21 protein-coding genes and 1 pseudogene are annotated in these 18,431 nt (G+C 38.0%); 19 read left to right on the plus strand and 3 right to left on the minus strand.

Translation table 11 applies throughout. The features are described from left to right. Positions 1 to 254: 254 nt before the first annotated feature. From QFZ78_RS01190 to QFZ78_RS01220, 7 genes are all read left to right on the plus strand, one after another. Positions 255 to 1,019 (plus strand): hypothetical protein, encoded by a 765-nt coding sequence (locus QFZ78_RS01190; RefSeq protein ID WP_307544670.1) that lies wholly within the window; start codon positions 255 to 257, stop codon positions 1,017 to 1,019. Positions 1,020 to 1,358: 339 nt separating this feature from the next. Beyond that, positions 1,359 to 1,763, plus strand: a complete 405-nt coding sequence (locus tag QFZ78_RS01195; RefSeq protein ID WP_307544672.1) for a hypothetical protein — start codon at positions 1,359 to 1,361, stop codon at positions 1,761 to 1,763. Positions 1,764 to 1,871: 108 nt separating this feature from the next. After that, entirely contained in the window at positions 1,872 to 2,369 is a 498-nt protein-coding gene (locus QFZ78_RS01200) for a 2,4'-dihydroxyacetophenone dioxygenase family protein (RefSeq protein WP_307544674.1), read from the plus strand. 138 nt (positions 2,370 to 2,507) lie between these two features. Then, positions 2,508 to 3,317: a phosphotransferase family protein gene (locus tag QFZ78_RS01205; protein ID WP_307544676.1), complete on the plus strand. Its 810-nt coding sequence runs from the start codon at positions 2,508 to 2,510 to the stop codon at positions 3,315 to 3,317. Between the two features lie 327 nt (positions 3,318 to 3,644). Continuing rightward, entirely contained in the window at positions 3,645 to 4,394 is a 750-nt protein-coding gene (locus QFZ78_RS01210; RefSeq protein WP_307544678.1) for a class I SAM-dependent methyltransferase, read from the plus strand. 207 nt (positions 4,395 to 4,601) lie between these two features. Then, positions 4,602 to 4,961, plus strand: coding sequence for a hypothetical protein (locus QFZ78_RS01215; RefSeq protein ID WP_307544679.1), 360 nt, complete (start codon positions 4,602 to 4,604; stop codon positions 4,959 to 4,961). 268 nt (positions 4,962 to 5,229) lie between these two features. Beyond that, a complete protein-coding gene (locus tag QFZ78_RS01220) occupies positions 5,230 to 5,727 on the plus strand; it encodes a GNAT family N-acetyltransferase (protein WP_307544681.1) in 498 nt (165 codons plus the stop codon). 247 nt (positions 5,728 to 5,974) lie between these two features. On the opposite strand, the gene QFZ78_RS01225 is transcribed toward QFZ78_RS01220, so the two are convergent. Continuing rightward, positions 5,975 to 7,501 carry an FAD-dependent oxidoreductase gene (locus QFZ78_RS01225; RefSeq protein ID WP_307544684.1) on the minus strand — a complete coding sequence of 509 codons (1,527 nt, stop codon included), beginning with the start codon at positions 7,499 to 7,501 and terminating at the stop codon, positions 5,975 to 5,977. Positions 7,502 to 7,831: 330 nt separating this feature from the next. Between QFZ78_RS01225 and QFZ78_RS01230 the strand changes: the two genes are divergently transcribed. The 8 genes and pseudogenes from QFZ78_RS01230 to QFZ78_RS01265 all read left to right on the plus strand — a co-directional run bounded on the left by QFZ78_RS01230 (position 7,832) and on the right by QFZ78_RS01265 (position 13,210). Next, a complete protein-coding gene (locus tag QFZ78_RS01230) occupies positions 7,832 to 8,638 on the plus strand; it encodes a stalk domain-containing protein (protein WP_307544686.1) in 807 nt (268 codons plus the stop codon). 174 nt (positions 8,639 to 8,812) lie between these two features. Beyond that, positions 8,813 to 9,364, plus strand: coding sequence for a hypothetical protein (locus QFZ78_RS01235; RefSeq protein WP_307544688.1), 552 nt, complete (start codon positions 8,813 to 8,815; stop codon positions 9,362 to 9,364). 166 nt (positions 9,365 to 9,530) lie between these two features. Next, complete coding sequence (locus QFZ78_RS01240; protein WP_307544690.1) at positions 9,531 to 10,076, plus strand: GrpB family protein; 546 nt, start codon at positions 9,531 to 9,533, stop codon at positions 10,074 to 10,076. A 33-nt stretch (positions 10,077 to 10,109) separates the two neighbouring features. Beyond that, a complete protein-coding gene (locus tag QFZ78_RS01245; RefSeq protein WP_307544692.1) occupies positions 10,110 to 10,688 on the plus strand; it encodes a GDSL-type esterase/lipase family protein in 579 nt (192 codons plus the stop codon). Positions 10,689 to 10,864: 176 nt separating this feature from the next. Beyond that, the gene (locus QFZ78_RS01250; RefSeq protein ID WP_307544694.1) at positions 10,865 to 11,428 is read left to right on the plus strand and encodes a hypothetical protein; all 564 of its coding nucleotides are present in this window, start codon (positions 10,865 to 10,867) and stop codon (positions 11,426 to 11,428) included. A 168-nt stretch (positions 11,429 to 11,596) separates the two neighbouring features. After that, a pseudogene (locus QFZ78_RS01255) lies at positions 11,597 to 12,034 on the plus strand (IS1595 family transposase); the annotation flags it as partial. A 21-nt stretch (positions 12,035 to 12,055) separates the two neighbouring features. Then, complete coding sequence (locus QFZ78_RS01260; protein WP_307544696.1) at positions 12,056 to 12,406, plus strand: hypothetical protein; 351 nt, start codon at positions 12,056 to 12,058, stop codon at positions 12,404 to 12,406. A 336-nt stretch (positions 12,407 to 12,742) separates the two neighbouring features. Continuing rightward, positions 12,743 to 13,210 carry a hypothetical protein gene (locus tag QFZ78_RS01265; protein WP_307544698.1) on the plus strand — a complete coding sequence of 156 codons (468 nt, stop codon included), beginning with the start codon at positions 12,743 to 12,745 and terminating at the stop codon, positions 13,208 to 13,210. Positions 13,211 to 13,418: 208 nt separating this feature from the next. Here the strand turns inward: QFZ78_RS01265 and QFZ78_RS01270 are convergent, their stop codons facing one another. Together QFZ78_RS01270 and QFZ78_RS01275 are read right to left on the minus strand one after the other, a co-directional pair. Further along, entirely contained in the window at positions 13,419 to 13,820 is a 402-nt protein-coding gene (locus QFZ78_RS01270; RefSeq protein ID WP_307544701.1) for a hypothetical protein, read from the minus strand. 210 nt (positions 13,821 to 14,030) lie between these two features. Further along, entirely contained in the window at positions 14,031 to 14,423 is a 393-nt protein-coding gene (locus tag QFZ78_RS01275; RefSeq protein ID WP_307544703.1) for a hypothetical protein, read from the minus strand. 300 nt (positions 14,424 to 14,723) lie between these two features. Here QFZ78_RS01275 and QFZ78_RS01280 point away from each other — a divergent pair, with 300 nt between their 5' ends. The 4 genes from QFZ78_RS01280 (at position 14,724) to QFZ78_RS01295 (ending at position 18,050) form a co-directional block, all read left to right on the plus strand. After that, positions 14,724 to 15,365 carry a hypothetical protein gene (locus QFZ78_RS01280; RefSeq protein ID WP_307544705.1) on the plus strand — a complete coding sequence of 214 codons (642 nt, stop codon included), beginning with the start codon at positions 14,724 to 14,726 and terminating at the stop codon, positions 15,363 to 15,365. 303 nt (positions 15,366 to 15,668) lie between these two features. Next, positions 15,669 to 16,106 (plus strand): HIT family protein, encoded by a 438-nt coding sequence (locus tag QFZ78_RS01285; protein WP_307544707.1) that lies wholly within the window; start codon positions 15,669 to 15,671, stop codon positions 16,104 to 16,106. A 173-nt stretch (positions 16,107 to 16,279) separates the two neighbouring features. Continuing rightward, entirely contained in the window at positions 16,280 to 16,699 is a 420-nt protein-coding gene (locus QFZ78_RS01290; protein ID WP_307544709.1) for a hypothetical protein, read from the plus strand. A gap of 277 nt (positions 16,700 to 16,976) precedes the next feature. Continuing rightward, positions 16,977 to 18,050 (plus strand): S-layer homology domain-containing protein, encoded by a 1,074-nt coding sequence (locus QFZ78_RS01295; RefSeq protein ID WP_307544711.1) that lies wholly within the window; start codon positions 16,977 to 16,979, stop codon positions 18,048 to 18,050. Positions 18,051 to 18,431: the final 381 nt, after the last annotated feature.

Consider the following 18,431-nt stretch of genomic DNA (forward strand, 5'->3'; position numbering starts at 1 on the left):
AGATGCCAGGTTACTTCAGATAAAACCGTATTCACGCTACGGGGCTAAAGCCACACTGGTCTGCCCGAGGCATTTCGTGTTGAACTAACGAAGAACGATAGCACAATAATAATACTATGTTATAATTTCATAGAGGATTTTATGTCATAATACATAGGCTGGCGCTTTTTCATAAAAGTGAGAAGTTAAATTCTATCTATTTGTCAACAAGGTTTGAACGTAACGAATGAAAATAAGAGGGGATGTTTAACAGCATGAAAATTATAAAGAAGATTTTGATTTTTAGTTGTCTTGTTTGTTTAATCGCTGGATGTCAAAGAGTAGAAAGCAAAATGGAGAATTCCAATAAATCTAATGTTGAAATAACTTCAACACCGTCTCCTTCTGCGATTTTAAAACCAGAAAAAATACTAGAACCTAGAGACAGAGCAGCATTGAAAGTGATCCAACTACTCATCGATGGTGATATTAAAACCTTAGAGAGATATAACAGAATTAAGAAAATTTGGGTTACCAATGATTCACTTGCTAAGGTTAAAGATATCGATGTTAGTAAGCTTGATTTCCTTTGGAAACAAGCAGAAGATGGTGATAAATCTGGCGATCATAAGAATTGGATTGTAGACATTCAATATGACGGTAAACATTTTGATACGTTTTATTTTGCAGTCACGACTCCTGGGGGCAACTACATACCATCTCAACTTGTATTTGCTGATGCCATTAAATCAGAGTTAGCTACTCCTGAGAAAACCGCAAACTTTGTGTTGACACTTATTAAAGAGAATAAAATAGACATGCTAGATCAACTAGCTGGTTTTAAAACAAATATTCAAAGTACAGCTGTTCAAGAATTAGCTTCGCAAGATTTTAGTAAGTACACATTTGTTTCAGAGAAGATTTCTGTACAAAACCGAATGGAAGAATACTGGGAAGTGAAAGTGTTTTATGAGGGGAAGCAGACGGATACACTTCGTGTAGTCCATCAATTCGATATTTATCTGCCATATTTTCAATAAAGGATTAAAGAATTGCAAAGTAACGCGGCAGCGGCAAACCAGAGCTATTTGGTTTGCCGCTTCTATTTTTGCAAGATTGGCAAGTTCCTTTAATGGTGTAACATACAAAACAAGGCATTTAGGCCTCGTGATGCATGCTGTTCAGTGAAAATAAAGTATTTTAGACTGAAAATAAAGTTGTAGACTTAGAAAATAAACTATTAGACTCACAGGGCAGCGCTCAACTAACGGGCAGTAAAGTGTGGTGTCATCGGAATGTTTTTGTGGAATTATTAGGAAAAATAACGCAACGATATAGAATGTATATACGTCTAATATGTAAAGAAACGGGGTGTATACATGATACGAACAAGTTTTATGAATCGGGCTGCGTTGTCCTATTTCTTATTAACGCTCCTTGTAATTGGCTGTAATAACGATGACACTTATTCGAAATTCATAGAGGGTCAAATAAGTGAAGTTTTGCCGAACGGTGTAGTTGTCGATTGTTCCGACGAGGTAAATAAAGGGGTAAGTGGAAAAATTAATTCTATCGGATATAACTGTTTCATCCAGTTCAAAGATGATACGAAATTCATAGATGATAAAGGGGAAATACTAACGAAGAATGATTACACTAGGTCTCAAACGGTAAAAGTTACCCTTGATACACCTGAAAATATAAGGAGATGGCACTCTACCGAAGCATCAAAACGTTCCGTTATTAAGGCGAGTTCGATTGTATTAGTTCCCTCCAAGCGTTAAGCTAACGGGCAGTTTAGCATGGCGACAGGTGGATGAAAATAAAGGAAAAATTGGGGCAGATTTCGAATACTAATTATATCCTAACCACATTTGAATGAAGGTGCCTCTATGAATTCCCTTATTGAAGAAGCAGTAATAAAACTCGCAGAAAAATTTCAGTTGCCAGAACGTATAGTTAACATTGAAGAATTGCCTTGGATACCGTTCACTGATAATCACTCTTGTTATTTCAAGCCTTTACGCTTTGATCTAAACACCGGAACATGGATTTATTTATTTAAAATTAAGAGCAATCAGGTTTTGGGAAGACACAGACACACTGGTGGATCGGTAATTGGCTATAATATTCAAGGTAAATGGAGATACGAAGGGCGCGAATGGGTGGCTGTTCCGGGTACCTTTATATTTGAACCACCAGGCGACATTCATACCCTGATTACAGAAGACGAAGAAGTAGTCACTCTTTTCATATTGGGGGGTTCTCTTCAATATTTTGATGAGAACGATCACATTATCGGACAAGACGACATTTATACCGTCCTAAATAAATATAGAGTTTTTTGCGAATTACATGGGATTCAAACTAGAGATGACCTTATTTTTTGAGACTCAGTACATAAGCCTTGTTCAGCTATCGGGAACTATACCAAAATATATTCAGGTGAAGACCGCAGACAGCTATGTATCGGCGGCTTTCTCAATGAGATCATAAGTACGAGCAGATTTCCAATAGGAGATGATAAAATGATAAAGCTTAGCGAGGGTCGAACAGCTGAAATTTTCGAGCAAGGACTGGGGAAAATTTTAAAGCTTTATCGGAACGAATTTCCTGTGGAAGCAATCAGATATGAATATGAGGTAAATCAGATTGTCGCCTTCCTTGGAATCCCTTCGCCCAGAGTGTACGATTTAATCGACTTTGAACATAGGAAAGGTATCGTGTTTGAACGGATCGAGGGCTCAACTATGCTTCGTATGATTGTTCAACATCCTAACGAACTATATCGTTTAACAAAAGAGTTTGCTGAACTACATTATCATATTCATAAATATGAACTAGATGTAGAGAGAAATGGAAGATCGCCCGTCCTAAAACAGAAAGTGGTATTAGCCCGTAATATACAGAACGCAGCACAACTCTCGAATGATGTGAAGAAAGAGATAATTGATTATTTGGAACAACTACCAGACGGAAACTGTCTATGCCATGGTGATTTTCACCCGGAGAATGCCATGATCGGTGAGCTTAATTGGGTAATCGATTGGATGACTGGAATGGTCGGTAATCCTGCCGGTGATGTCGCACGCACTCTACTCTTATTCCGTTTTGGTACGTTGCCTGATGATGCCCCAAAGAGCGTTAAAGATGCACTTCAACTGATGAGGGATAAGATAAATGAAATATATTTGGAACATTATCTTACATTTTCTGATCTGCAGTTCAGCGACATTGATGAGTGGATGTTGCCGATTGCAGCGGCTAGACTATCGGAATGGATTCCTGATCAGGAGAAAGCACTGCTGTTAAACTTAATTGAAGAACGATTAAGCTAACGGAAAACAGATAGCATAATGACAAAAGGCTGCCAGAATTGACGGCCTTTTCAACTCACTGGCAGTTATCTAATAAACATTGATTTGTCATTTACTTTAGACTTATAATTGGAATATCTTTCAAAATGAGGTGAAGCGGATGTCATTCCGTATCGTTCGAGGTATTTAGTTTTCGGGCTGGAAAAAACGCGTACCAGCCATCAAGGGGGTTCTCTGCCCTTTTGATCAATGAAAACTAAACTTTGAACGGTGTCGGCTGTCATCCTTACGTTAAAGCCAAGGGACACCCTTTGGCTTTTTATTATCTCATTGGAGGATTGAGAATAAATGAACGAATTAGTGTACAAGAACTTTTACGATCGCTGTGGAAACTTAAATGGATGGGACTTTAGCAAAGTCAGGTCTGCATCCGAGGGAGCAAAATGGGATTTTTATCATGAAGTTTCCCAAAGATGCAAGAAATCGGACATATTGTTGGACATAGGTACTGCTGGTGGGGAAGCTTTGTTGTCAATCGCTGAGGTAGCTTTGCTATTAGTGGGAATTGACATTTCGGTTGGAATGCTTGATGCCGCAAGTGTTAACTTGGAATCCTCAAGGATTTCCAATGTACGTATTTTGCAAATGGATTCTGACAAAATAGATTTCCCCAATGGTTTTTTTAACATTGTATCTTCTCGTCATGCACCAATTAATGCGGAGGAAGTGGCTAGAGTCTTAGTAGATGACGGCATATTTCTAACGCAGCAAGTAAGCGAAGATGATAAAATCAACATCAAACAGGCTTTTGAAAGAGGTCAGTTATTTGGTATTCAGGACGGGACGTTAAAAAATAAATATATTACAGAATTACGTGAAGCAGGGTTTCATGATATTCAAGGTTTTGATTATGACGTAACGGAATGGTACAAATCTTACGAAGATTTAATATTCTTACTGAAGCACACTCCGATCATTCCGAACTTTGGGCAAAGTGAAAATGACTTTGCTTTACTTGAAAAATTCATCGGGAAACATCAAACGAATAAGGGGATCATGACCAATTCAAAACGCTTCATGATCATTGCAAGAAAATAAGGTGAAATAGTGCGGGTGCTTCGGCATCCGTTTTTTATTCTCCACTAATGAAGAACTATAGTTTAACAATTAGAACGAGGCTGCTGGCAATGGAATGGCAACCTCGTTGAGCTAACGGGCAGACTAGTTTAACAATTTCCCGAAAAAGCTTTTGTAACTTTTGGCTAATAGATTTCGTTCATATATTAATACAGGAGGTGGGATTTAATGGGTAGATCGATTTTAATTTTGATCTTTTCAATGATGCTTATATGTGTAGGCTGCCAAAGCAAACAGCAGATAAACAATGACAAGTTGGTAGTTCTCAAACGCTCCGGAACAGAAAACAAACACGAAAAACACAAAGAGGTTACAGATAAGAATACAGTTCTAGCCATCAAATCGGTGTTAAAAAAAGGGGATTGGAAAAAATCGAAGATTAGCATGACTATACCGCCCGTAATAAAATTTATTTCGAACCTACTGATGGTAGTGAAGCATTATCTGTTTGGTATGATGTTTGGTTTACGAATGAATTCGCGGAAGTTTATATTGAGGCTCAAAATTTGTACAGAAAGCTTTCAGTAGAAGATTCTCTTGCACTCCGTGACGTAATTCAATAACTGGAGGAATTAAGCTAACGGAAGACGATAGTTCAGAGCTTGCCACGAGGCAGCTCCTTTTTCATTTAATGAAGTAACGAACAGCTTTTTTGGTGGAAGATAGAGATGCTTACGCTGAGATTTTTAGATTGGTAAAGAATGATTAAATATAAATTTAAGCTTCCAACGAACTGAACTTTATTGCATCATTATTAGGTAAGAAAGCTTGATTGGAGACTGGTGGGGGTAGAATAATGGAGTTACTCATAGATAAAGTAGATTCGGATCGAAAAGAAATATTAAGAAATTTAATGACGTTGTTTTTACACGACTTATCCGAATTCATTGAAGGCATAAATTTAAATTCGGATAATGGGCTTTTCGAATTCGATGTTCTTGACATGTTTTTTGATAAAGAGGGACTATCACCATTTTTTATTAATTTAAATGGTAAACCAATAGGCTTTATTCTATTGCAAAGTGGTCCATATTCAAATCAAGAATATGCAGATTATGTGTTGAATTCCTTCTTTATTCTCAGAAACCAGAGAAGGAAAGGGATTGGAAAATTAGCTTGTAACAAGTTTTTTGAAATGTATCCTGGCAGATATGCAATTAGCCAGGCACAAACCAACACTCCAGCCTTAAAATTTTGGAAAAGTGTCTATGAATCAAATGGGGTAATGCCTTATGAAAAAGAAGAGATTGAGGATGGAATAAGCGTAGTTTATCAATACTTCAAAACTCATTAATTATTAAACTAACGGAAACGATAGTGAAGGAGCCTTGCCTCGCGGCAGCTCTTTTTTCTTATATGAAGATTTACAAAAAGTGATTGACGGAAAGGCAAATCTGACTAAATCGAGGATCGATCGTTACGAACAGGCAGGTTAACGGAAGGAAACATAACCCATTTAAACAATAAAAAAACCTCCGTTAAGAGGTTTTTCGTTAATCTCCCTTGTTTAGTTCAAATAAGCGAAATAAGCGAAATAAGCGTTACTTTATCTGAGACGATTCCCGATCGTACAGCACCCGAATACCATCGTCCACATCATTTTGTTTATTTCTTCCTTCCACGCCGGTAACAGTGATGCCTCTTGATTTCAGTGTTTTCTGGAACTCCGCCATCTGAATATCGGTAAGTCTTGTGAGAGGAAGCAAGCCTTCCTCTACATAGCCGAGCAGATAACCGATAACCTCACCGGCGATCGACGTATTCGGCTGAATTCGAGCGCTTCCGTATGCAATTCCGGCGGCACCTACATTTTTGCCGGCCACGATGACGTTTGCGTATCCCTTCGAAAGGAAAGAGCGCAGTGGCATGCCATATTTGTCAGGACGGCCCATTTCTTTTCCCCATACTGAGTTTTGCGTACCCTGCAGGTCCAGCTTGTAGCCGGCAATGCTCACATTGTCCGCGAACATTCGACCGCTCATCAGATCGGATGCCCGAAGCACATACTCTGTTTCGTAACGGTCATAATCCCGGACGTACAGGTAGTTCGGGTAGCCATTCAACTCCGCGTTCTCCCATCCTGGCAACTCTTTACGAAGATGCTGCAAAATAAGTTCGGTTTCGTGCCGGCCCAGTTCCAGTGCCTTACGGATAGATTCTGGATTAGAAGGATCGACGTTATACACCAATAATGCGTTGATTAGAGCTTCGCCGTTCAGCTGATTGACCGTATTCAAACCACGGAGAAACACTTGTGAGCTTGTAGGCTTATACCTGCCTCCAACATTTCCAAAGCCCCATGTAAACATATCCGTCACGGTGGTTGCCTTCCCGTAATTCTCTTCGCGCTCCTTATTGCTAAGCTTGTTCACTTCTTGCTTGAATTTCGACCAGTCAACGTTCTTAAACTTCATCATTAGCGAAGAGGCCATGTAGTCCTTGTCGCCGCCAAATACCACTTCAACGCCGGGAAGGCGATTCAGGCCGAGCTTGCTCGACAAAGTGGCGAAATCGCTATTTTCTACCCAGTACTTGGCGGAAATCGCTTTGTCCAGTCCGTTTTTGGTTCGATATTTGAGAGACTGAATCCGTTTCTTCAAGGTAACAGAGTCTGTGCCAAACTCCACCGATGTGATTGTAATGCCTGACTCAATCGGAACACCATCCAACAGCTTTTGGAAGTAGCTCTGAAACTCCGGGCCCTTGCGGATCGAACCCAGTTTATAAGCTTCAAATAATTCCTTGACCTTGCCCTGCAGCAGCGTTTTGCCGTCGCCACCCTGCGTTTCGTCCAGGTAGTGCATTTCTCCCTGGATGAGTTGGCCTCCCGGCTCGTCTCGAGGATCTAGTATTACGACGGACAAGCCGACTTCCCTGGCTGCGTCAGCCAAATAAATGCCTTCAATTTCAGAGCCTATGAGCACGATGTCTGGGCGGCTCGGGTCGGTGGGAATCGCCTTTTCGACCGATTTAGGCTCACTTTCGTCCATGCATCCGGCCAGCAACAGCAGAGCACACAGGAGAATAAGCAGCGAGGCCTGCCAGGGTCCTCTTGTAAACCGAATCATAATGCTTTCTCTCCTCTGGTTAATGGATTAATATTAAATTTCGCCATAGGAACCCGATAAACCTTCAGAAATGTAATAAAAATGGAAATCAAATGCTGTTTATATCGAGTTGGGGTCAAGTAGTTTATTTAACAGAGAAGTTAAGCGTGGTGGTAAACGGTTATTTCTGGTTTCTGCAATATGGTGTACTTAAAAATTCGTTCATAATGCACCCATTAGTTATATAAGGGTGAATAACAATTGTTAAAAGTTAAAAATTTCCAAAATTCGAAACTTTCTACTTACGCCAAGCGTCTGTAATTATAAGAGAAACAATGGGAGTTGATAAAGGTGAAGAGGTTGGTTGTTGGTTTGACATGTGTTGTTGCTTTAATAACTACTACTGCTGTTTATGCCGCACAGTTCTCCGAATACAAAATAGAAGCTAAGGTTGTTCCATTTGCTTATCACCTTGCCGATGAAAACAGAGGCACACTGCATGGCGATAATTACTATGGTGCGAGTGATAAAGTAGGTCTTCCTCAAAGTATTAATTTTCAAGGAACTCAATACGTACCAATACGTGAAATTGCCAATATTCTAAACCTTAATATTGATTGGGATAATTCTAAAAAGGTAGCTATCTTGCAGCCGACAACTGGTACAGATGCTAAACCTCAAAACCTCGATGCACTTATTGAACTTTATTCAAAACAATTAGAAATACTTAGAGGTATGAAAGCACAATCGCAAAACGGTACGACCCCATCTGCCGAACCTGAGAAAACACCTGCTGAAAATGAAATAGGCGGTAATGATGTAAGAAATCCATTGGCATATCAATTAACCAAAGAGCAGATTAAGGTTATGTTTGGTACTCAGTATACAGAAGTCACAGATGCTATGAACGGCGAATGGAAAATATGGCGTTTTGATATTGAACCTAAAGATGGATATAAATCTGACTACGATATTTATAAGAATGGAATAATCGACATAGATAATTTGAAATCCCAAGTCATTAAAGGGCAGGTATTTATTACATGGAACACAGATGGAAAATTAATAGGTGTAGATTGTTATTACCTCGAGAATGGAGTAGTTTCTCAATTTGGCTTTGATGAAAACACATTGAAAAAAGCATATTCAACTAATTAATTAAAACCATATTAGAACCGGCGAACGTTAGTTCAATAACAAACAAGCATGATGAGGCTGCTGGCAAGATCGGCGGCCTCATTACGCTAACGGGCAGGATAGTGAAAAACACCTGGTACAAATTGTTAGAATTCATGGGCATACTAATCCTAAGAAAATGTGGGGGATGCCTAAGTGCAAAAACTTAAAATTTCGTTATTACTTTTACTATGGCTGAACATGCTAACGGCAAATTTAGCATTCGCAAGAGATGGATTAGATGAAAACTTAATTTCAATTTACATCAACTCAATAAACGAAAAAGAATGGTCTGACATACCTGATTTGTGGGTTAAGGGTCAACGTGACATACTTATTAACTTTTTCAACAATATGCAAAATAAAGGCCAGAAGGTTGGGTTATTCAATATCAATAAAGCCCAAACTGTTGCTTCTAAGCAAATACCCTACGAATACGGAAAAATTTATATACCTACACGTTATATTGAGACATTTATCGACCCTCATATTTTTTATGTGGCTGTTAACTATGAGGTATTTAAGGAGGACAAATATCACATAAACGGAGTAAATTACTTCTTTATCGTTACCGTATTAGAGGGTGGTAAAAGAAAAATTGTCCTAACCCCACATGTTCCCGTTAACCAAATTATCAGAGACGGTTATGGATATGGAACAGCAGACGAAAAGACATTTGACGAGAGGAGAATAAAATACGTTCAATAATGCCTAGTCCATTGAACTAACGGAAACGATAGTTTAGGGGCTTGCCACGCGGCAGCTCTTTTTTTGTTCATTCAAGTAACGGCAGTTTTGTTCAGGAGAAGGACTATAAACTCCAATATGGAATTTACTTACTTAGGATTTCGTACCAATAAGGAGTGAGTTCGTTATGAATAAAGATGAACTTGGAAAATTATATCCAATAACAGTTGTCCCTTACGATGGAAATTGGACTTTATTGTTTAAAAATGAAAAACAATTTTTAACCAATCTTCTTGGCTCAGAAATAGCTCTAAGAATAGAACATATCGGAAGCACCGCTGTACCAAATTTATCAGCCAAGCCAACAATTGATATTTTAGTGGAGATTCCAAATGAAAGTGGAATTTGTGAACTGATAATGAGCAAGATGAATGAAAATAACTATATACACATGAAAGAACAGAAAAATCATTTGATGTTTATTAAAGGCTATTCTCCGACAGGATTGGAAAAGGAATCCTTCCATATTCATATGGGGTCAAAAGATTTGGACTTTCTATGGGATAGAGTGTATTTTAGGGACTACCTACGTGAGAACCCTACTGTTGCCAAACAGTATGAAGAACTAAAGCATAAATTAGCGGAAACTTATAAGTATGATAGGGAAGCCTACACTGACAATAAAACAGAATTCATTAGACAAATAACCAGATTAGCAAAAGAGAGGCAATAAATTTTACGCATTGGGCAAAAGGAGACCAAATAAATGAAACTGGTCTGTTTTGGGGACAGCATAACCGCAAGGACAGAAGGTCATGACCGCTCTTTATTAACAATAAAACTTAAATCTAAACTGAGCGAGGAATGGGAAGTCATTAACGCTGGCGTACCTGGTAATAATACTTTCGATGCAATTGAGAGAATTCAGAAAGATGTCTTAATTCATAATCCAGATATAGTGACGGTTCTATTCGGTGCGAATGATGCTGCATTTCACAAGATGGTTCAACTGTTAGACTATAAAAGGAATCTCACTGATATTGTTACGATTCTTTCTCCAAAGAGGGTCATACTTATTAGCCCTGCACCAGTTGATGAGAGGTTACAACATGCTCGAACTAATGTCGTACTTAAGCAATATGCAGAGGTCGTTAGAGAAGTGAGTTTAGCAACAGGAAGCCAATATGTTGACTTTTTCTCAAGTATGATGGGGTTTCATAATTTAACTGAAATATTAAGAGGTCATAGAAACGATGGACTGCATTTCGGTGAACTGGGTTATGATTATTTATCCGATGAGATAAGTAAAAAAATACTGATTTTGCGTGGGAATTCGTTCAACTAACGGAAACTTTAGCTCAGGATCTGCATTGAAGCACCTCTTTTTGATTCCATTAAAGTAACGGGCAGGATGCTTATACACTTTTCCACTATTTGGAGTATGTAATTACGCAACATATTGATTCGTTTTGAGTTTAATATCGATTGATAGGTATTTGGATGGAATGAGGTAAGATAAAATTGACGTTTAAAAGAACGATATGGATATTCTTGTTGGTGTTGATGCTAACCGCTTGTAGGGGAGAAATTGATACAGAATCTTCTGTGTATCAGGAGAGTCCAATGGGAGCATTCCAAAGAGAGATTACGCCAATATTGGAAGCTGCTATAAACAAACAATTTCCGAATAATGAGAATGGAGATGCGCTTGCCGAGCAGGCAGTGATTTATTACGAAGATGAAGACGAAAATAACCCCAGAATTGTCTTCCTTGCTTATAATGAAGATACAAAAGAAATGATAGAAATTCGCAAAGAGCTAGAAGAAAAATTCGGTAAAAAAGTAGTTTTTAAGAAAGCAAAATATAAACCGAAATTTCTTCGTGATATGGCAACAGAAATAAGTGTTTACTTATTCTCTATACGGAACAATAAGGATATAAACGGTGCTTATTGGAATGCAAAAGAGGAAGTAATCGTGATTGAAGGCAAACTATCAAATGATCAAATGAATGCCTTGAACAATAGGTTTGATCCTAAGTTATTGAAGATCAAAAATAATGAGTTGCATCCTGCGGCATTTTAGAAAAGCAGATCACATCAATCGCTTCTCAGATTCAGCTATTGGAAAACGAGACATAAAGGATCATGGCTACATCGCAGTCGATAATCCCTTTTTACTAATCATTAACAATGTATTTTGTTCTCGCTTGAATGTTAATTCATTAAGAAAAGTTTCAAATTGTACTTTGTGCTTATCGTTGCGTATGACCGTAACGGAAACATTATTTGTCAAATGGGCGGTCGCGGGCGTATCAAAGCCGAAGCCATAGATACAGTCATTGGAGGACACATCGCTGCCTCGTCTTTGCTTTGTACGGATAGTGCGACAAACTATAAAAAGTTTGCCAAAATGAAGGGTCTAACGCACGAAATCCTGCCTAGAGGAACGCATGTTTCTAAAGCCATTTATCATATCCAGCATGTCAATTCATTTCATTCACGCTTGAAACAGTGGATGAACAGGTTCCAGGGCGTTTCAACCAAGTACATTGACAACTACATGTTCTGGTTCCGATTTTTGGAGCTACACAAGAAGCTCGAACATACCGATAAGCAAAAGAAAATGCTGTTGGACTCTTGCAAACGAGTGAATTTTACGACCGTTCAGCATTTTAGAACGAGTGCGTGAATTAGGGGGGGTAGGCTGAGAATGAAGTTAAAAAAATATGGAACAAACGTACTAGGTCTCCTTAGTTTATACATTTACTACATCCTGCTGATTTTGTTTGTTACTGTTTCGCTAGTAGACACCCCAGAATCAATAGCGTTAAATAGAGAACATGGGATTGGTCCTTCTTCAGCCTTTGCTTTCATGTTTTTAATGCTTTCTGGTATAGGTCCAGTTTTGGTTATTTTTCTACCTCTTCTGTCATTTTGGTTATGTAAAAAAGCCAAACAAAAAAGCAATCGTTTATTTCTTATTTCAATAGTCATTCATGTTATTTTGTTATGCGTATTTGGGTTGAGGTTTAGCCAACTTTCCTCTCATATAGGCGGTTAATAATCGAACACTTTAAATAGCAACAATATTTACGAAAACAGCGTAATAAATACAGCAATCAAATCGTTCATTTCAAGGGGCCTATCTCATGAAGAATAGAAAGAAAATTAGGGATTTGATATATGTAAGCAGCAGACGAATTGTTTTTATTCGTATGGAATCGAATTCCATGAATTTATGAACTGTGTATATAATAGACCAGAAAACCTTTTGCTTCTTAAACATAATTTTGGTAATGCACAATGGAATCAACATTCTAGATTTGATTATGTTACGAAGCAAGAAATAAATGAATTAATTGAGAATAATGTTTATGGCTACGGAGATTTTTGTTGGGTGGATTTCTCGGAAGAGGAGGACCTGGACACCTTAAGCAACAATCAAATTGCAGAATTATTGTTTTTTGGTCACCTTGCAAAGCCATTACATAATGTACCAAAGAAACGATTTGCCTATTTTGCACATGATGATGGCTGGTTTAACAAGCTCTATATTACAGACCTACATGATTATGAAATTCTTTTAGCCAGGGTTATTACTTTGAAACTTCATAAGTTAACTGGAAGAAAATTTTTCGATATCCCAAAAGACATTTCATCGGTACTTTTAGAATGCACGAAAGATGGATTATTCATTGACTTATCAAGAGTTATAAAGAGTAAAGTTGAATTTAAAATACCAATAACCGCTATTGGTCATTACAGAGATATGGACAAAGTATACGACTTTAGGGAAGAAATAAGTGATTATAAGGTTTGGTTAGTATATTCTAAAAAGTTATGGAAGCTAATAAAGGAAGACTAAATCCATCGTATAATGCAAAGCCTGCCGTGTCCATGTGGATTCGGTTTCTACATCATCAGTCGTTTTTCGTTTAACTAAACGGAAAATGATAGCGCAATAAAACATACCATGACGAGGCTACCGCGATGATCGGCAGCCTCGTTAAGCTATTGGGCAGAAGAGCGTGGTGAAATATTCAAAAAAAAGGAGCTGTAAAAGCAGCTCGTAATTAAAGTATTTGTTTGGCTGATGAAATCTTTCGACCAGTCTCTGCATCAAAAACAGCATATTGAGAAAAAAGTTTTTTATTTACGTATTTGGCGGAAAAAAAGACGTACACTTGTCTTTTGGGATTATATCCAACACCGTCACCTACTCCAGATGTTGTATTCAATTGTTTAGGGACATTGGAGAACACTTTGTTAATATCCTTGTACAAAACCTTCTCCCTGAGTTTAAATACGGAATCTGGATATTCAGTATATTCACTACGATTCACTTGCTGATAATAATCGTCAGCTCCAAGGAAATTTTTTTCCGCATTACTAGGATACTTTTCAAGTTCGTTCGCCTGAGCAAATGGCATCGTAAACGCTAGTATTAGAAAGCTCATTATTATTACTTTTTTCACCTTTCCACCTCCTGCCAATTATTATATCCAATGTTAGTTTCAGCATTCATGGGTAAGGTGTTTAAAATGTGCCCAAAAGTTTTTGGTATTTAAATAAAGACAATTGAACTAACGCAGAATGATAGTTCAAACAACTAACAAGACGCGGCTGCCGATATTTAACGGCAGCCGCGTTAAGCTAAGGGCAGAAGAACGCAATCAGTCAAAACTTTATTGAGGATGATTTTTAGAATGTCTACGAGTGACATTGATACTATCTTGGATACGCCAATCTTCACCAAATACTTCAACTACAAAATGGTCGTGTATTGTATCGTCTTTATCATATTTCCAAACACAAATCCAATCAGTTTTGAAGCCTGATTCTTCACAAATGAGTTTTCGATTTACCCATTGTTGCGTTCCAGTTGGAACTCTCCACACTTTTATTTTCTTTGCATAAGAGGTTGTAACATGAATTTTCATTTCCCCGCTACCCTCTGGAATATATGTCCAGTTACCTTCAGGAACAGGTGTGGTTTCAATTTTCATTAATGGTGACGCTTGTGCAAATGTTGTAAAAAAACAAAACAGGATAAGTAAGCTGAGTATCTTTCCAAACATGTAATTTTCACCCCCAAATAATATGCCCCATGACGATGTTTTTCTTCACAGCATTTTGCCTTGTCCAAAAGTTGAAAAAGGTATTACGCTAACGGGCAGTAAAGCGTGGTGGATGCTTGCAATGAATAAGCCGTTAAGTGGTTGACTTAACTTCCTACGGAAGTAGCACTGAAAATATAAAACCACACACGTATTGAATGTACATTCCAAGTCATAAGTATAAATCAATAGGATTATGTGGAAACAGTTTTATACCGAGCTTTAATAAAGTCCGTATAGAAAGGAAATGAGACGGTGTAGATGAGCAATAAATTTAAACAAGGACTGAATACAATTGAAATTCCATATGAAAAAAGTAAAATAGGGGTAACCGAAGCAAAATTAGAGATGAGAAATTTTAAACGTAGGTGGTTATTTGTTATTGTCACTATAATAGCTGCTTCTTTTGCTTTAGCGATTTTTGCACCTAACTACTTTACAAACAATCACCCGGAAAATCCTGTTGTCAGAACAATCGCATCATCCAACTCTTTTGATGTAACCGATACACGCAGACTTGTCGGGTGGGCAGATAATGTATTTGTCGGTAAAGTTATAAAAAAGGATGGTACTAAATCATTAGATAGAGCTCCTGAAACTCAATTTAAAGTGGAAGTTTCTGATAATGTAAAAGGTATATTTAACGGTACAGTAATCGTAAATCAACAAGGTGGATTCAAAAGAAATGAATTAATACTAATTGAAAATGACCAATTACTTCACGAGGGACAATCATATTTATTTGTAACGAAACATTTGAAGGAAGAGAATTGGAATACCTTAGTACCTGTATACGGCGACATTCTAATTGCCAATGAAGAAGCAAAAAAAGAACTAATTAAGAAATACACAAAAGCTTATAAAAATGAAATCCCATTTAATATGAGCAAGTCATTAAACTAACGGAACTTTTAGCTGAATAAAACACCCTCGAGGCTGCCACGTGAATGATAGGGCAGTCTCGTTACGCTATCGGGCAGAATTGCACAATAAGAGCAATTGCATTATATTACATAAAAAGGAAATTCAATATTTCTCACGAATTAGTACTTTAACAAGTTGGGTTTTTGCTGTGTTCGCAAACAATACGTTTATATACAATTTGCCTTAGACCCGTATTAAAAAGCAATTTTTATGGGGAATTTGAGAGATGTAAAACTTCATTACTGAATTACCAATTACCAATTAAATGAGGCGGTGATTCAAATGTCATGTTTTATATGTGACAAGCATTTAGGTAATATAAACCAACCACCTGGTGGGTACATTTACGAAGATGAGCACTGGATGGTTTGCCATTTTCCTGCACAACAATCTGTTTTAGGGCGAATAGTTTTAGAATCCAAGCGTCACTTTCTCGACTTTTCCGATATGTCAGAAGAAGAAGCTGGATCGTACGGAGTATTGATTAAGAAGTTGTATTCTGCCCTCAAACAAGTCACTGAAGCAGAACGTGTGTACTCACTAGTAACGATTGATGGTGTCCCACATTTTCATGTACATTTTATTCCTCGAAGAAGCGATAGCCCAACAAAAGGGATGGATTTCATTAAACAAGATTGGTCTTGCAGTGAAATAGATGCCTTTAATGTCGCACGGAAACTGTATCTTATTCTCAACTCGACCGATAAGATAAAGATTTAGACTGATGGGTGTGCCCATTGAGCTAACGGGACACGATAGTTAAACGCAGGGACCCCTAACACTATGGCGGATGTCGAAGTGCTAGCGACTATCTAATTGTTTGCGCCAGTTGTTCCCTGTTTTTTACATACTTATTCGTATTGCTGGAGAAACTATCTCTGAGGTGATGTCGGTTGAGTTCGTTTAAGATTAATTTAATTATCTTAACTAGTTCACTATTTGTTCTTGGGGCAGCTACCGTATATGCTGAGCCGCGAGAAGAATCTCTTGAGCAAGCTTTATTACAGCAATTGCATCCAGTTGTGTATTCTTCTCTGCAAAGCATTTATCACGAACAATACACGCAGTACAAATGCATACGTATTGTCTCGATTAATGAACGAGTAACCGCTTCGAGAAAGCGAGCAAAAGAGCTGCCAGTCGATGCCATACATGGTCAAAAGTATTTTGAGATAACGGTTGGAATCCTTAGAAGCACTGGTGAGTACGTTGAGTTAAATTTAAAAAACGATACGGTGTCAGCTCTATATTATCTTGTAAATTACAAGAAGGATGTACGCCCGGCTGATTTTAAATGCATCCCAAGTTTATGAAAAACCAATTGAAGGGGCGCTAAATGGCGTCTTCTTTTTTCGTTTCGCGAAGAATTTCCTTATTAAGCTAAAGGGCAGGATAATGTAGGGACTGTCTTGAATAAATTATGTATAAAAAACTAAAACAAATTCAATAGGTATTCAGATTATGAAGAAAAAGACAAGAAAAATTATTATAGGTGAAAAGGAATACTTATATGTGATTAACCAAGAGTATAAACAAAATTTAAGCATTATTTCACTAAAGATATCTTTAATGGGCTAAAGGAGTGATAATATGAAAAAATTACTGAACATGAAGAAGAAATTTTTAACTGTTTCTGCAGGTGTATTACTTCTCTCTGCATTGAATGCAGTCCCCACATTGGCTGATAAAGTAGGAGCTTCAAAAGTTACTCTGACGGATATTGGAAATCACTGGGGGAAAACAGCAATTGAAACAGCGATATCAAAGGGCTATGTGGAGGGTTACGAAGATAACTCTTTTCGGCCTGAACGTCAAGTAAGCCGCGCTGAATTCATCAAAATGATTTCAGTCGCAATCGGTCTTAAGAGCGATCCTGTTAAAAGTGATAATTGGTATGATGTTTATATCAAGAACATGAAGGACGCAGGAATCTTATGGGGTAGCTTCAATACTAACAAGATGAATGATGCTATCACACGTTCAGAAATGGCTTCCATTTCAGTTCATGCGGTAGATATCAATTCACCAAGAGCAACAATGTTAGAGGCTACAACCATGGGATTGATTCAAGGTAGGTCTGACGGTGCTTTGGATGAGGATGGTACAACTACTAGGGCTGAATCGGTGACGATTGTAGAACGTGTCCTGACGAAGCGTAGCGGTAATCCATTGCCAATAGACAAGGATGCTGTTGCTAAAGCAGAGGTCATGTCTACGGGAACAAACATTAAGTCGGTGTTGGGTCTCAAACCGATGGGTTTAGGAGAGAGGGTTGCTATTGCTCAGGGTGTGAGCGCAAAAATTGAGAAGGTTATTATTATTGACCCTTCTAATTTAGCCGACCCTTATATGAATTTGATTGATCTTGCTATTAAACCACCATTCAGTAAGTTAGAAGACAATTATGTTGTATCAGTTCAATTAAGAGTTCTGGTGGATTCGACTGCAAATAAGGATTCATCTATATCTGTTATGCAGAATTTCAGTCTTCAAGATGCTAGTGGATTGGTTGTGTCAACCAACCCTTTACGTAGCCCTATACTTTTTAAACAATCGGCTGAGTATATAGGATGGGTTTCAGCTTACTATCCCAAAAATAATATCAAAAATGGGATAGGTTTCGATATATCTGGTCATCAAGTAATTTTGGGGTCGCCTAACTAAAAAGGGGGCAATGCCTTGAAAAAGAAACATAGCGTGTTTCTTACTAGGTTCCTCTTGTGCTTAATGATCTTTGAGTTAGTAGTTCCGTTCTTATCTGACGAAGTAGATGCTTCCACCCAAACTACGACGAGGGTATATGTAGATTTCTCCAACCCTTCTAATGCGGGTAGCACAACGACTGTTTCGCCTCAGTATTCATCTTCTAGTACAAAATCATTGGACGTAGATTTATCTAGATATGAGGGACAATAACATACTGCTTATCATAGATTCCGCCACATCAACTATGAGTTCATACGGAAAACCAGAAGGCACAGCCAACATATATCCGCTTGGGACAAATCGCTGGATCGACGCCATGCATGTGCTCGTTTATCTGGA

Origin of the sequence: Paenibacillus sp. V4I5 (assembly GCF_030817255.1) — a bacterium.
Classification (GTDB): domain Bacteria; phylum Bacillota; class Bacilli; order Paenibacillales; family NBRC-103111; genus Paenibacillus_E.

Bases quoted from the DNA above. Each gene is read 5' to 3' on its own strand.
- QFZ78_RS01190 (WP_307544670.1), top strand. From the start codon at position 255: ATGAAAATTATAAAGAAGATTTTGATTTTTAGTTGTCTTGTTTGTTTA.
- QFZ78_RS01195 (WP_307544672.1), top strand. From the start codon at position 1,359: ATGATACGAACAAGTTTTATGAATCGGGCTGCGTTGTCCTATTTCTTA.
- QFZ78_RS01200 (WP_307544674.1), top strand. From the start codon at position 1,872: ATGAATTCCCTTATTGAAGAAGCAGTAATAAAACTCGCAGAAAAATTT.
- QFZ78_RS01205 (WP_307544676.1), top strand. From the start codon at position 2,508: ATGATAAAGCTTAGCGAGGGTCGAACAGCTGAAATTTTCGAGCAAGGA.
- QFZ78_RS01210 (WP_307544678.1), top strand. From the start codon at position 3,645: ATGAACGAATTAGTGTACAAGAACTTTTACGATCGCTGTGGAAACTTA.
- QFZ78_RS01215 (WP_307544679.1), top strand. From the start codon at position 4,602: ATGGGTAGATCGATTTTAATTTTGATCTTTTCAATGATGCTTATATGT.
- QFZ78_RS01220 (WP_307544681.1), top strand. From the start codon at position 5,230: ATGGAGTTACTCATAGATAAAGTAGATTCGGATCGAAAAGAAATATTA.
- QFZ78_RS01225 (WP_307544684.1), bottom strand. From the start codon at position 7,501: ATGATTCGGTTTACAAGAGGACCCTGGCAGGCCTCGCTGCTTATTCTC.
- QFZ78_RS01240 (WP_307544690.1), top strand. From the start codon at position 9,531: ATGAATAAAGATGAACTTGGAAAATTATATCCAATAACAGTTGTCCCT.
- QFZ78_RS01245 (WP_307544692.1), top strand. From the start codon at position 10,110: ATGAAACTGGTCTGTTTTGGGGACAGCATAACCGCAAGGACAGAAGGT.
- QFZ78_RS01260 (WP_307544696.1), top strand. From the start codon at position 12,056: ATGAAGTTAAAAAAATATGGAACAAACGTACTAGGTCTCCTTAGTTTA.
- QFZ78_RS01275 (WP_307544703.1), bottom strand. From the start codon at position 14,423: ATGTTTGGAAAGATACTCAGCTTACTTATCCTGTTTTGTTTTTTTACA.
- QFZ78_RS01280 (WP_307544705.1), top strand. From the start codon at position 14,724: ATGAGCAATAAATTTAAACAAGGACTGAATACAATTGAAATTCCATAT.
- QFZ78_RS01285 (WP_307544707.1), top strand. From the start codon at position 15,669: ATGTCATGTTTTATATGTGACAAGCATTTAGGTAATATAAACCAACCA.
- QFZ78_RS01295 (WP_307544711.1), top strand. From the start codon at position 16,977: ATGAAAAAATTACTGAACATGAAGAAGAAATTTTTAACTGTTTCTGCA.